This is a genomic window from Candidatus Methanoperedens sp., assembly GCA_027460525.1.
Lineage (GTDB): Archaea > Halobacteriota > Methanosarcinia > Methanosarcinales > Methanoperedenaceae > Methanoperedens.
The window spans coordinates 15,404-29,004 of the sequence record JAPZAS010000015.1; the positions used below are offsets into that span (position 1 = coordinate 15,404).

18 protein-coding genes are annotated in these 13,601 nt (G+C 42.7%); 6 read left to right on the forward strand and 12 right to left on the reverse strand.

Going from position 1 to position 13,601, the window contains the following annotated elements; genetic code table 11:
- The first annotated feature begins 27 nt into the window (after positions 1–27).
- Complete coding sequence (locus O8C68_04540) at positions 28–555, forward strand: cysteine hydrolase (protein ID MCZ7395070.1); 528 nt, start codon at positions 28–30, stop codon at positions 553–555.
- Positions 556–565: 10 nt separating this feature from the next.
- Positions 566–1,222, forward strand: a complete 657-nt coding sequence (gene rnhB, locus O8C68_04545) for a ribonuclease HII (GenBank protein ID MCZ7395071.1) — start codon at positions 566–568, stop codon at positions 1,220–1,222.
- Positions 1,223–1,276: 54 nt separating this feature from the next.
- Here rnhB and O8C68_04550 read toward each other — a convergent pair whose 3' ends face one another.
- Positions 1,277–1,525: a hypothetical protein gene (locus O8C68_04550; GenBank protein MCZ7395072.1), complete on the reverse strand. Its 249-nt coding sequence runs from the start codon at positions 1,523–1,525 to the stop codon at positions 1,277–1,279.
- A gap of 92 nt (positions 1,526–1,617) precedes the next feature.
- Here O8C68_04550 and O8C68_04555 point away from each other — a divergent pair, with 92 nt between their 5' ends.
- From O8C68_04555 to xseB, 3 genes are all read left to right on the forward strand, one after another.
- On the forward strand, positions 1,618–2,070 hold the full coding sequence (locus tag O8C68_04555) for a bifunctional nuclease family protein (GenBank protein MCZ7395073.1): 453 nt from the start codon (positions 1,618–1,620) through the stop codon (positions 2,068–2,070).
- An 85-nt stretch (positions 2,071–2,155) separates the two neighbouring features.
- Positions 2,156–3,373: an exodeoxyribonuclease VII large subunit gene (gene xseA / locus O8C68_04560; GenBank protein MCZ7395074.1), complete on the forward strand. Its 1,218-nt coding sequence runs from the start codon at positions 2,156–2,158 to the stop codon at positions 3,371–3,373.
- Entirely contained in the window at positions 3,364–3,585 is a 222-nt protein-coding gene (gene xseB, locus O8C68_04565) for an exodeoxyribonuclease VII small subunit (protein ID MCZ7395075.1), read from the forward strand. The genes xseA and xseB overlap by 10 nt, the downstream gene beginning before the upstream one ends.
- Positions 3,586–3,669: 84 nt before the next feature.
- On the opposite strand, the gene O8C68_04570 is transcribed toward xseB, so the two are convergent.
- The 7 genes from O8C68_04570 to O8C68_04600 form a co-directional block, all read right to left on the reverse strand.
- Positions 3,670–4,041, reverse strand: coding sequence for a DUF6516 family protein (locus O8C68_04570; GenBank protein MCZ7395076.1), 372 nt, complete (start codon positions 4,039–4,041; stop codon positions 3,670–3,672).
- Positions 4,016–4,321, reverse strand: a complete 306-nt coding sequence (locus tag O8C68_04575) for a hypothetical protein (GenBank protein MCZ7395077.1) — start codon at positions 4,319–4,321, stop codon at positions 4,016–4,018. The genes O8C68_04570 and O8C68_04575 overlap by 26 nt, the downstream gene beginning before the upstream one ends.
- Before the next feature lie 81 nt (positions 4,322–4,402).
- On the reverse strand, positions 4,403–6,193 hold the full coding sequence (locus O8C68_04580; protein MCZ7395078.1) for a YgiQ family radical SAM protein: 1,791 nt from the start codon (positions 6,191–6,193) through the stop codon (positions 4,403–4,405).
- A 106-nt stretch (positions 6,194–6,299) separates the two neighbouring features.
- Positions 6,300–7,619 carry a pentapeptide repeat-containing protein gene (locus tag O8C68_04585; GenBank protein ID MCZ7395079.1) on the reverse strand — a complete coding sequence of 440 codons (1,320 nt, stop codon included), beginning with the start codon at positions 7,617–7,619 and terminating at the stop codon, positions 6,300–6,302.
- 142 nt (positions 7,620–7,761) lie between these two features.
- Entirely contained in the window at positions 7,762–7,986 is a 225-nt protein-coding gene (locus tag O8C68_04590) for a type II toxin-antitoxin system HicB family antitoxin (protein ID MCZ7395080.1), read from the reverse strand.
- Positions 7,983–8,201, reverse strand: a complete 219-nt coding sequence (locus O8C68_04595; GenBank protein MCZ7395081.1) for a hypothetical protein — start codon at positions 8,199–8,201, stop codon at positions 7,983–7,985. Before O8C68_04595 ends, O8C68_04590 begins: the two co-directional genes overlap by 4 nt.
- A 153-nt stretch (positions 8,202–8,354) precedes the next feature.
- Positions 8,355–8,672, reverse strand: coding sequence for a hypothetical protein (locus O8C68_04600; protein ID MCZ7395082.1), 318 nt, complete (start codon positions 8,670–8,672; stop codon positions 8,355–8,357).
- A gap of 554 nt (positions 8,673–9,226) precedes the next feature.
- Between O8C68_04600 and O8C68_04605 the strand changes: the two genes are divergently transcribed.
- Complete coding sequence (locus O8C68_04605) at positions 9,227–9,712, forward strand: BatD family protein (GenBank protein ID MCZ7395083.1); 486 nt, start codon at positions 9,227–9,229, stop codon at positions 9,710–9,712.
- Between the two features lie 57 nt (positions 9,713–9,769).
- On the opposite strand, the gene O8C68_04610 is transcribed toward O8C68_04605, so the two are convergent.
- From O8C68_04610 to hemL, 4 genes are read right to left on the reverse strand one after another with little or no spacing between them, the layout of a single operon-like run.
- Positions 9,770–10,540 carry a uroporphyrinogen-III synthase gene (locus tag O8C68_04610; protein ID MCZ7395084.1) on the reverse strand — a complete coding sequence of 257 codons (771 nt, stop codon included), beginning with the start codon at positions 10,538–10,540 and terminating at the stop codon, positions 9,770–9,772.
- Positions 10,541–10,550: 10 nt separating this feature from the next.
- Positions 10,551–11,312: a uroporphyrinogen-III C-methyltransferase gene (gene cobA / locus O8C68_04615; GenBank protein ID MCZ7395085.1), complete on the reverse strand. Its 762-nt coding sequence runs from the start codon at positions 11,310–11,312 to the stop codon at positions 10,551–10,553.
- Positions 11,305–12,261 (reverse strand): hydroxymethylbilane synthase, encoded by a 957-nt coding sequence (gene hemC, locus O8C68_04620; GenBank protein ID MCZ7395086.1) that lies wholly within the window; start codon positions 12,259–12,261, stop codon positions 11,305–11,307. Before hemC ends, cobA begins: the two co-directional genes overlap by 8 nt.
- Positions 12,258–13,523, reverse strand: coding sequence for a glutamate-1-semialdehyde 2,1-aminomutase (gene hemL, locus O8C68_04625; GenBank protein MCZ7395087.1), 1,266 nt, complete (start codon positions 13,521–13,523; stop codon positions 12,258–12,260). Before hemL ends, hemC begins: the two co-directional genes overlap by 4 nt.
- Positions 13,524–13,601 lie beyond the last annotated feature (78 nt).

The following is a 13,601-nucleotide window of genomic DNA, read 5'->3' on the forward strand; positions in this document are numbered from 1 at the left end:
CTTGCGAACATTAATCATGGTGCTGGTATGAAAAAAGCGATCATCGTTGCAGATATGTTAAATGAATTCGTCACAGGAAGACTGGGCAGCGTTCGCGCCCGGAAGATAGTGCCTAAAATAAAAAACCTTCTGGAAAAAGCAAGAAAACAGGGCATTCCAATTATTTATCTACAAGATGCCCACTCTCCAACCGACAGGGAGATGGACTTATGGGGAGAACATGCTATGAAAGGTACAGAAGCTTCAGAGATAATACCTGAGCTTAAACCAGAAAAAAATGATATTGTAATCGAGAAGAAATGGTACGGAGGGTTTACAAATACCGATTTACCGGAAATTTTAAAAAAAATGGGAATCGATACCCTGATTTATACAGGTGTCAGTACTGATATCTGTGTCCAGAATGATGTATCTCTTGCCTATTTTTCTGGATATGATACCATTGTACTCAGCGACTGTACAGCCTCAATCGAAGAAGAAGCCCATGAATACGCCCTTAAGTACATGAAAAAAATCTACGGCACGGAAATAACAACATCGGATAAAGTTTTATAGAATAATTTTTATGATCTCCGGAATAGACGAAGCAGGGAAAGGTCCTGTGCTTGGTCCCATGTGCGTTGCAGGTGTGCTTCTCGACGAGGAAAAACTTGATGCTCTTTCGCAGATGGGGGTAAAGGACTCCAAACAATTGACTGCAAAACGGCGGGATGTTCTTGCAGTCGAGATAAAGGAGGTGGTTGATGAATATTATATCCTTGAGGTCAGCCCTTTCCAGATAGATGAGCTTCGGAAAATAATGACCATGAATGAAATAATGGTGACATGCTATGCAAAAGTCCTTGAAGAACTAAAACCTCACCATGCCTTTGTGGATGCTGCAGATGTGATCGCATACCGTTTTGGTGAGAATATCAAGAAAAAATATGCAGGAGAAATAGAAATTACCTCTGAGCACAACGCCGATGAAAAATATCCCATTGTTTCGGCAGCCTCCATTCTCGCCAAAGTGCAAAGGGACGCGCTTGTAAAAACATTGGAAGAAAACGTGGGCGTTGAAATCGGAAGCGGTTATCCATCAGACCCAAAGACCATCAAATTCCTTGAAAACTGGATTCAGGGGCATGGGTCGCTCCCGGATTTTGCCCGAAGCTCATGGGAAACCGCAAGGAGGCTGCTTGAAAAATTTAACAAAAACCAGAAAGTTCTCACCGATTATTGATAATGAAATAAATTTAAATAAAAGGAAAAAATTGGTTCTCGGTTCGCGAGTCACCTATTCTTTCTTAGGCTCTTCTTTTTTCTCTTCCTTTGCCATCTCTCTGTCCATCTTGTAGTCGTCGTAGCCCATCCAAGCGACGATCAATCCTACAAACAGAAGGATAAGACCGATTGTTGCTTTCAATAAACTAAGGAGCTCACTCCAATACCCAAGATAGCCTGACAATCCTGTGTACCATACGACACCGATAATTAAAATCACTATACCTACTAACATCTTTAATATATTACTTGCCGAAGACATATTATCACCCGTGCTTAATTCTTTTACCCTATATTAAGTTTTTTTATCCAACTATCGGAAAACTTATTACCCTACTCATTAATAGTACTGTAATGAACGGCACAATCCTGCAGGTTACAATAAAAGGAGTATTCTTACTTGAGAAAACCGGAGGTCCGATACCGCTCGTGCTTCTGGAAGATGATACAAAACGCATAATGCCCATATACATCGGACTATCAGAAGCAATATCCATAAATGCAGCGTTAAATCGTGAAATCCCGCCAAGACCGATGACCCATGACCTTTTCATATCATTGCTTGAGCGTGTGAGTTCAAGAATAGACAGCATCCTGATAGACGAGCTGAATGAGGGGGTTTATTATGCGAGGATGTCTGTTTCGATGGATGGAAAGCATTTTGAACTGGATGCAAGACCGAGCGACTGCATAGCAATTGCTCTGCGCTGCGGCGCGCCCATTCATGTAAGGGAAAGCGTGCTTTCAGAAGCGGTAATCAATAAAGGAGAGCTTGAAAATATCCTGCCTCTTGATAACTATTTCTAAAGACCCCGTATTTAAATACGGGGATTAATATTACTTTCACATCGCTTCCGCAAAGCAGATACATATCAGGATATAATCAAGAAGTATGGTTTTTGAAGAGAAAGGCATCTATACCGTGCGCGAGTTCACACTTGCTGTAAAGAGTATTCTCACCGCAGGTCAATTTAATGATGTCTGGATAAGGGGGGAGCTCTCAAACCTCACAAACCACAGCTCAGGTCACCGCTATTTTACGCTGAAGGACAAAAACAGCTCATTGCAGTGCGTCATGTTTAAATGGTACGGCAAGAACCTGAGGTTTGAACCCGAACACGGTATGAAGGTGCTGGTTCTGGGGGATCTGGATGTTTATGAGCAAAAAGGGGTTTACCAGTTAAAGGTCAGGGCGATTCGACCCGACGGCATAGGAGAACTCTATAAAGCGTACGAGTTATTAAAAAACAAACTGGCATTGGAAGGTTTGTTCTCCCCCGAGCGCAAAAAACCGCTGCCCAGATTCCCGAAGAAAATAGGCGTGGCGACATCCGAAACAGGAGCGGTTCTTCATGACATATTGACTGTTATAAAACGCCGCTATCCTGTTGACATACTCTTTATCCCCACGGTGGTGCAGGGCGAATACGCGGCGCATAGCATTATCAGCTCAATTGAAGCTCTGAATAAGACGGAGGTTGATCTGATAATTCTCGGAAGGGGAGGTGGTTCGATAGAGGACCTCTGGGCTTTCAATGAAGAGCCTGTTGCCCGGGCGATTTTTAATTCAAGAATCCCGATTATTTCGGCTGTGGGGCATGAAACCGACTACACGATTGCCGATTTTGTGGCTGATGTTCGAGCCCCCACGCCTTCGGCTGCTGCGGAGATTGCGGTTCCCGACAGGCTGGAGCTTGTCAATCATATAAGCCGGCTGGGCGATCGATTAACCGAGAACCAGAGGCGTAGTATCAGTGACATGATGTCCCATATTTCTGAATTAAGACAAGGTGTCGAGCCGCGCCTATTCCTGGAGAGATTGGCTGATTATATGCAATTTATTGACGAGCTGACACAGCGGCAGGCGCAGAGTGTACAGAGGCTCCTGGAGGTTAAATCGTCTTTGCTTAATGCACATGCAGGCAAACTTGATGCCGTCAGCCCGCTTGGTACGCTTTTGCGGGGTTATAGCATTGCAATGAAATTATCGGATAAGACACTCGTTCGAAGTGTAGCAGACGTTGAAAAAGAGGATGAGCTTTCGATAACGGTGAACGATGGAAAAATCAAATGCGGTGTAACTGATAAAGAGGTATGCAAATGGAAATGAGTTTTGAGGAAGCAATTGCTGAGCTTGAGAATATTGTGGATAAACTTGAAAAAGGACAGATTTCACTTGATGAGAGCCTTCTGCTTTTCGAGAAGGGGATAAAGCTTGTGAGGGAATGCAACGATAAGCTGAAGAGCTCCCAGCAGAAAGTGGAGAAATTAATTGAGGAGAATGATGAGCTGAGGACGGAGAAGTTTGAGGTGCAGGAATAATCCTAAATGCCAAAAGAATATCTTGTGATTGTGCCCCACGCGCTGCACATTCCCCGCTTTAAGTAAAACGGTTTTTCAACGTGATTATGGCACCAATGTTTTACGTATAAAATCCATGAACTTTTTCATCTGCATTTCAGGCTTTGAAGGCAAGTCGCTTTCAATCACAGTTTTTTCATATTTATCATGAAAATGGTGCGGAAATGTAGTCAAACGTGCCCAGACCTTATGAGGGGCATTATCGTAACGATATATTGTTCCATCAACTTCAGACCTGTCCCAATGATATGAATATTTTCCAGAAATCGAAACCCAGACATCTGCAAAGCTGCCATCAATCAGCTCGATTCTCAATTTAGCAGGTTCGCCGGAGGGAAGTTTAATTATTTTTGTTTCCAGAACAACTTCTCTGAATTGTCTCGCGATTGATTCAAGAAAAAGATATGTTTCCAACATGCGAGAGTTCCTTTTTCAGTTTCTTGATGGTATTTTCAAGATTTTCAAGAATGATCAAATCTTCCCAACCTGGATGTTCAGGAATGCTGCCTTCCCGCACTTTTTTTTCAAATTCATCCAGAGAGGATATCTTATATCTGGATATAATTTCCAGCCTATCCCTCATACAACCTTTGATTCTGGATTTTATAAATTCGATGATGCCTTCACGTATGAGAACGTCTTCGTTTATTCCAAGGTCTTTTGAGAGATGCTTAACTGCTTCAATAGAGCTGCCCATGGAAAATTCCTTCTAATGATATTCTAAAATTCTTTTGTCAGGTATTTAAGGTTGTTGCATTTCGATATACAGGTTTCTCCGTCATCTCTTTAGAAGGCACTTCCATTCATTCCCAATCAAATCAGTTCTTCCAGCCGTCTTCAGCCCTTCATACACCAGCCCATAATTCCTGCTGTCCCTATACCGTAGCAAGGCGCGCTGTATCCTTTTCTCCCTGCCTTTCGCCACATGCACCTCTTTCATGGTGAAAGGATTGATTCCTGTGTAATACATGCACGTAGAGGCTGTCATCGGCGTGGGCGTGAAATCCTGCACCTGTTCGGTATACAGGTTATTATCACGAATGAACTCGGCAAGTTCGATCATGTCCTCGACTGTGCTGCCGGGATGACCTGACATGAAATAGGGAAGGAGATACTGTTTTTTCCCAAGTTCTTTATTTAGAGCGCTGAATCTCTTTTTGAATTCCTCAAAAACTTCCTTTGATGGCTTATGCATAATATCAGTAACATGCTTTGCTATATGTTCTGGTGCAACTTTGAGCTGACCGCTGACATGATGCTCACAAATCTGCAAAAGATAATCCGATGAATCAGCAAGCACGAGGTCGTAACGTATTCCTGAGCCTATGAACACCTTTTTCACGCCAGGTATCCCGAGCAAGCGTTGTAGAAGTTCAACCTGTTTTTGATGCGATACTTCAAGGCTCCTGCATAATGGATGTGTGCATATCTTATCCGGACATGCGCCCTGCGTATCCCATCGTTCGCAGTGCAAGGAATACATATTGGCTGTAGGTCCTCCCACGTCCTGCACGATGCCCTTAAAATCAGGCATCTTCGTCATTCTTTTTACTTCCCGCACCATGGATTCTATGCTTCGGCTCTGCACAATCCTGCCCTGATGATGCGTCAGGGCGCAGAAAGAACAGGAGGCGAAGCATCCGCGGTGGCTTACGATTGAGAACTTAACAGGAACAAGCGCGGGTATGGGTTTTTTATAAGAAGGATGAGGCATCCTTGTATATGGCAGTTCATACACACGGTCCAATTCTTTAGAATTTAAAGGCATGGCTGGCTTGTTCTGGATGATTATGGTTTTCGGATGCGCCTGTGCCACTGGTCTTCCTCGAACAGGGTCTTGCTCCTGATAATGGAGCTTGAACGCCTCGGCGTAATGTCTTTTATCCCGGGAGACTTCTGTAAATCCGGGTATTTCAACATAATCTTCGTGGCATGCCGAACGCCACCTGCTTATTTCCAGTTTGATTGCAGTGCCGGGAATATCGGTGATGTTATTAATGTCCTCGCCTTTTGAAAGACGTGCAGCAATCTCTGTCACCTGCCGCTCCCCCATCCCGAACACAAGCATATCGGCAGGCGCATCCGCAAGAATGGACTGGCGCACGGAGTCCTGCCAGTAATCATAATGAGCAAACCGCCTGAGACTTGCCTCGATGCCTCCAAGCACTATGGGAGTATCTGGAAAAATCGAATGAAGTTTATCAGCATATACTATCGTTGCGCGATTAGGTCGCTGTGGAATCCCGCCGGGTGAATAAACATCGCCGCTTCGGATTTTCAGGTTGGCAGTATAATTATTCACCATGGAATCCACATTCCCTGAGGTAACGCCAAAGAATAATCCGGGTTTTCCGAGTTTCTTAAAGTCATCCTCGTTTTTCCAGTCGGGCTGGGCTATGACGCCCACGCTGTAGCCTGCATCCCACAGCACACGTCCTATTATCGCTGCGCCGAATGAGGGATGGTCAACATAGGCATCGCCTGTTACGAGGATTATATCGAATTCCTGAATTCCCAGCTCTTTTGCTTCGCGCAGGGACATCGGGAGAAAACGGGGTTGGGGTTTCATATAGTACTATAAAATCGATACTGAAAAATGAATTTAGATTTCTTTAAGCATTTCAAGAAAGAAATCATCACAATCAGGTGGCAATACTTGGATATAATATCGAAAATCATTTTTTCCTTTCAAACTTCCTCTTTAAAGCAATGAAAAGTAAGCCGATTATCAGAAAGCCAAGTATTCTTTCTCCGATATATGCGCTATATGTGCTATCCATCTGGAAAAAAGAAGAGGCACTTGTTCTTAGATATGTGTATAAGAAATCATCAGATTGAGGCAAAGAAACATTGAATAACCAGTTCATTAATATTGGATAGGAAACAATAACAATAAAAGCCCAAATAATAGGAAGTTTATAACTTTCACCGTAAAGGCTCAGAAGTTTATAGAGACCTAAAAGAGAAAAATTCCTCTTTAACCGTAAAACAATATTCCTTATTCTTTCACTCTTGACACTTGTATTAACATCACGCCTACGCATCTCCATCTCACCGATGAAAAACTCTCCTGCTTCGGCAAATCTGTAATTGATTTCATAATTCCGTCTGAGCCTGCGATATAATTGAGCCACCGCACCATAAGTTGTTGAACCATATCTTCCGATATTAGTTTCATCCACAACTGCAAGTCGTCCATTTTTTCTTGCCCATTTCTCATCCAAGAATTCAACTTCTGTTACGTCTGTGTTTAAGAAAGAAACATTACTTAAGTCGATATTCTGAAATATTGTATGCTTTGGATCGAGAAATTTGACATTATTTAAGTAAATGATACCTTTACCACTTGAAGAAAATTTTATACAATAAAAAAAAACCTCATCTTGAAATTCCGATAATTCAAATGATGCAATATTATTGAATTCAGTTCCTGAGAAATATGCTTTATTATTGAATTTTGTAGACTGAAAAACTGCTTCATTATTGAATTTAGCGATATCGAAACAGACTTTATTATTGAATTGAGCACGTAGGAAATCAGCTCTATTATTGAATTCAGCATGTAGGAAATCAGCTTCATTATTGAATTGAGCCCCCACGAAAGACGTTACATTATTGAATTTGGTATCAAGGAAATAGACTATATTATTGAACTGAGTACCCCAGAAGGAGACCTCATTATCGAATTTAGCAGAAGAAAAAGCTGCGTCATTATTGAATTTAGCATGAATGAAAGAGACTTTATTATTGAATTGAGCCCCTTCGAATATTACAGATTTTTCAAAGAAATGACCATCAAAATTTATTGAGTTATTAAAGATAAAATCTTTAAAATCTAATTCTTTGATATCATTATCCTTTTCCATCTTATTCAATTCTTCCCAGAATACTATTTCAAATATCTTGGCTTCTTCATCTGATTTATTTTCGAGGTGAAGAATACATTTTTTATTATCTTTATATTTCCGCCTTCCACACGGTTTTCCATTACTCATCAGGACTTGGCATATTTCATCGGCAATCAAGGTAATCACTTCAGAATATATAATGTTATGACTTATAAATTACCATACCCCAAGTGTCTTTGTTATACTGAACAATGAGGAGGCGCAATATTCTTATATTTCACCTATTGCCTCAAACAGCCACTTCCATCATAGCAAGGATAGATGAATCTTGCAAACCATAATCAACCTCATCTTCCAGATACAAAGCTACTGCTTCCTTTAGATTTTTCACAGCTTCATCCAGGGTTTTACCCTGAGTAAAAACATCAATATCAAGTGTTCTGGCACAGTAGTATTCTCCATCAAAATAAATTTCGGCTTTGATTATCTTTTGCATATTTATTTCTTTAATCACACTAAATGCGCTTTTTGCTTATAGCTATTGTTTCGCCACTTTCTAATCTCAACTGTACCCTTCCAACCTCCGGATTTGCTCCGCAATTTGTCCTGTACCTCAATTGCATGCAACATTCGATCCTCATCTCTAACCCTGGCGCCGAACATAATCTCAAGCCTTTTTTTTACAATATCCAGAGTATCCATATCATCTTTAAATCTTTGCTTCTGCATTAGTAATGGAATTGTTAATGATACTATCTAAACTTTATCGTGGCTTTTAAGGTACTGTCAAGTCTACGGTTGATTAACTAACCTGTCAAAAATCGGTGGCAGATGATATAATTAAAATAGTTACAACCGATTCGCTTTCAAAATTAAAATGTATTATTTTTCTTTTTCAATATTTGCTTTTTCGATAAATTCTTTCAAAGAAATTATTGTGAATAAAATCAACACAAAACCAATTATAAATGAATACGACGGGTCATCAAAAATCCTATTATCAACTATGATATTTAAGGGTCTAAGAATCCATAATAGCCCCGCATAAAATACACTTCCGCTTAATAATGAGACTATAACTATTGGAATGTAACTATAATCCAATTTCTTTTTGCGTCTAAAGAATAATATGCTACTGACAATAAGGAATAATATCATTACGAAAAATTGCAATCCATTATTCAGTTCGATATTAGTCATAATATTCAAAATATTTTACTGTATATGTTAAAATAAAGCTAATAATAATTGAACTATATAATTTATCTTCAATTCTTGGGAAAAAATTCCATAGAATCATAAATGAACCCATAGAAAGTATTAAAAAAATAGCTAATGTTTGAAGACTAAATAGCCTAAAAAACGTTCTGCTTAATTTAACAAAAAGATTCATATTGCTCTTAAGTTCTTGTTATTTATTATCATTTAAAGATTCGATTTTAATTTCATTACCCATATGAATCACTTCCGTTTATAGTTTTTTGAGAAATAATAGAAATCAACCGGAATTTGACGTCGCAATCAGCCTAAGGGTTTACCAAAAAATAAGATAGCAGTATTTTGGAAATCAAACCGCAGATGAACGCAGATTTGTTGTCGGGGATTATGAATAAAATTGGATAAGTTATTTTTCGTGACCCTTAAGAATTGACAAACGCTGTAGAAACTTTTATGTGTATGTAAATTAATGAGCGAATTTAATTATGATGATAAATGGATATTTTTCGTTAACAGCGCGCGCCATTGCGATATGTATGGTTGCAGTACTGACGCTTATGGGAACTGCTTTAAGTGATAGCGGAAATAACATCAATAGTTCTCCAAAGCTTGTCCTTAACAAATCTGTCTCTCCGTCCAACATAACTATGGACGATACCACCACTATAATAATTAGAGTTGAGAACACAGGCAGTGATGTCAAATCTGTAAAAATTACTGATACAATTCCGGAAGGCTTTAATCTTGTTAGCGGCTCAACCTCTCAGGAATATAGTACACTAAAGACAACAGAATCGAGAATATTCCAGTACACAATGAAAGCAACAAGTGCAGGTCAGTTTGTAATAGATCCAGCAAAAGAGACATATGAGGACGATAAAGGCATTCCCTATACAGGATATTCCAACAAGGTGAATATCACGGTACAGATTCAGCCAAAAACACCAGCCTTTGAAGGCATAACAGCTTTGGTGAGCCTAATTTCAGTTCTGCTGATTCTGAAGCTAAGAAGATTTAGATGATGCAGGACATTTTGAAAAATTTTTAAAATAACAGCCTGCTTCCATCATAGTAAAGATCTAACAATCATGCTTCTTGCATTCCAGAAGCAGTTCCTCAAAAGTATATTGCTTCGGCATAACCTTAACCCTGACCCCGAATTCAGATAAAATATCAGCCGTAGGCTTTCCGATAGCGGCAACTGTCTTTTCATTCATTATCCTTATCAGTTCGTCCTTCACCCCCATTTCATCCGCAAGCGCCATGAAATTCCTGACCATCATCGAGCTTGTGAATGCAAATATATCCACTTCCCCTGCAAGCGCCCGATTTACAAGCGCAGCATGCCTTTCATCCCTCGGATTTATTAGATGGTACACCTGCGTTTCATGCACAAAAGCCCCTTTTTTCTTGAGTCCTTCTACCAGCTCGGGCGACCCGTGGCTGCTCCGTGCTATCTCGATAACAGCTCCGGTTATCTCGCTAATGCCTTCCACCAGCCCCTGCGAACTGTAGGATTCTGGCACAATACTCACATTTATTCCCATTTTCAAAAGGGCGTTTTTCGTCTTCGGACCAATTGCAACCACCCTGCATTTATTCAGCTGCTCAATAAACAACTCAGGCTCATTTAGCTTTAATAACGTGAACTCAACACCATTTGCACTTGTGAATATCACATAATCCACCTCCCCTTCCATGACGCGCTCCACGAACCCCTTAAAATTGGCATCGGTCTTGTCTACAACATCAATCATGGGCGCAGTAATCGCATCGAACCCCATGGAATTTGCAAGTTTAACCGACTCGGCAAGATAGCCTGCAGGTCGCATTATAGCTATTACTTTCATTATTATCTTTTTAATCCCTTGACAATTCCCAGTGGAGTTTTACCACGTCGCCTATAACTGTAATCGCCGGGGCTTTGACTTTGCGCTGTTTGCACAGCCCGACTATATCCGCCAGTGTCCCGATAGTGACCCGCTGGTCAGGACGCGTGCCTCTCTCGATAACAGCCACTGGAGTGTCGATGGATTTTCCATGATTTATTAACTCCTTTACATTCCGCTCAAGCATGCTCGCACCCATCAGGATAACAAGCGTGCCGGGAAACCGCGCAAGAAGTTCCCAGTCAAGAGCAGTATCCTCTTTAGTAGGGTCCTCATGCCCCGTGATAAAGGTCACCATGGAAGCGTAGTCGCGATGCGTGATCGGGATTCCTGCATAAGCAGGAACTGCAATGGCTGAAGTGATTCCCGGTACAATCTCCACTTCGATGCCTTCCCCTGCAAGTGCCTGGGCTTCCTCTCCACCGCGCCCGAAAAGATAAGGGTCTCCGCCCTTGAGGCGCACCACGATTTTCCCTTCCTTTGCACGCTTGACAAGCAATTCATTGATCTGCCACTGGGAAAGCTTGTGATTCCCTGCGTACTTCCCCACATCTATTTTTTCTGTCTGCTCCGGCAGCATGCTGAGAATCGCCTCTCCTGGAAGCTGGTCGTAAAGGATAACATCTGCGCTCTCTATAAGGCGCCTGGCTTTTATTGTCAATAGTTCGGGGTCGCCAGGACCTGAGCCCACAAGATAGACTTTGCCTTTCGGTTGGATTTTCAAATTAACCATGATTTCTTCTTTTTGCCGAGAATATTTTCACTGCCTCGTCAACGAGCTCGCCTCCGCCTTTTTGTTTCAGCTCGTTCCCGATGCGTGCTGCTTCCTGCTCATATTCGGCAGGGTTTATAAATTCATCTATTTTAACGCAGCGTTTTCCATCCACCGATAGCACCTCCGCGCGCACATGTATCCTGTTCCCCTGCGTTTGCGCAAAAGCCCCGACTGGCACTAGGCAGCCTCCTCCAAGGATTGCGATGATAATGCGTTCAATTCCTGTCTCTATTCTTGTTTTTTCATCGTCCAGTATTTTTACCGCCTGCTCGGCATAGGAATTCTTTTTAGTAACAATAACTATTGTACCCTGGTTTGCCGAGGGCACGAAATCATCTGGATTCAAGCGCTCACCTTTTATGTCCCATTTCATACGCTCAAGTCCGGCTTCGGCAAGGAGAATCCCGTCGTACTGCCCCTCTTTGAGCTTCCGAAGACGCGTATCGATGTTCCCTCGCAGGTCTTTTATGTCCAGGTCGTTCCTGAATCTCAAAAGCTGCGCACACCGCCGAAGACTTGTGGTTCCTATAACTGCCCCTTTTGTCAGGTCTTTTAATCTTGTCTCGTCGCGCGTGAGAAGCAAATCATAAGGAGAATCGCGTTTCATCACGGCGGCGATTGTAAGTTCAGGGGGTCGCTCGGTCGGGACGTCCTTCATGCTGTGAACACCTATATCAATCTCCCCAGCCTGCATCCTTTCATCAATCTCGCGCACGAAAGCCCCGACACCCATTCCCATGCCGAGCACCTGGTAGAGCGGTCTGTCTGTGAAGGTATCCCCGCTTGTCTTGATGATGTTGAGTTCGGTTTTCACGCCGTTTTTTGAAAGTAAGTCTTTTACAAGGTTTGCCTGGGTAAGGGCAAGTTTGCTTCCCCTTGTCCCTATCCAGAGTCGCGCAGAGCTCATTTCAGGTTCCTTTGATAAGCCTCGATTGTTTTATCTATGTCATCCTTTGAATGAGCCAGCGACAGAAAGTTGGTTTCGTATTGCGATGGCGGGAGAAATATGCCCTCTGAAAGCATTTTCCCGAAGAATACATTGAACTTCTCTTTGTCGCATTTTAACGCATCCTGGTAATTATAAGGCATATCCCCGAAGAATACCTTGAACATGCTGCCTGTGCCGCTCACGCTGTAATCCAGCCCGAGGTCGCTGATGACGTCCGAAAGTGCGCTTCGCAATGAGTCGCCTGCTTTATTCACTTTTTCGTGCAGCTTTTCTTTCTTCAGCGTGTTGATGACCGCAAGCCCTGCTGCCATTGAGACCGGGCTGCCGTTGAATGTGCCTGCCTGATAAACCTTTCCTGCCGGTGAGATGTTCTCCATGATCTCGCGCTTTCCTCCGATGACGCCGATGTGAAAGCCGCCGCCTAATACCTTGCCAAGCGTGGTCATGTCGGGTGTAACTTCGTAATACTCCTGCGCCCCGCCCATGGCAAGACGGAAACCTGTAATCACCTCATCGAAAATCAGCACCACGTCGTTTTCTTTCGTAACAGCGCGGACATCATCGAGGTATCCTTTCTTGGGGAGGATGGGACCGATATTCCCAAGTACAGGTTCGATGATAACCGCTGCAACGTCCTCTTTATAAGATTCTATCGCTTCGGTCATTGCTTCAATATCGTTATACGGTACCTGCAACGTGTTTTTCGTGAAGTCCGACGGTACTCCCGCCGAGTCTGGCGTGCCGAGCGTAGTGGCTCCAGAACCTGCTTTCACCAGTGCTGCATCGTGTGCGCCGTGGAACCCTCCTTCTATCTTGATGAACTTGTTCTTCCCTGTGAAACCTCTTGCCGCCCGAAGCGCCCCCATGGTGGCTTCTGTTCCTGTGGAGACAAATCGCACCATGTCTATGCTGGCGTAGAGTTTGATTATCTCTTTTGCGAGCATTACCTCAAGTTCGGTTGGTGTGCCGTAAAGCCAGCCATCCGATAGCTGTCTGATTACCGCTTCCTTGATTGCAGGGTGGTTGTGCCCGAGCAGCAGGGGACCATAACCCATGACATAATCGATGTACTCGTTGCCGTCAATATCTGTTATTTTTGAGCCGTTTGCGCGCTTCGCATAAAATGGATAAGGTTTTATGGCTCGGACCGGGCTGCTCACGCCTCCCGGAAGGACTTTTTTTGCTTCCTCGAACAGTTTCCTTGATTTCTCTGTGTCCATAAGCCGATACTCCAGCTTGCGTAGTGTTGGGGGTATGCTTCGCATACCCCGGCGTTTGAAAAACCTTTTTCAAAGGTT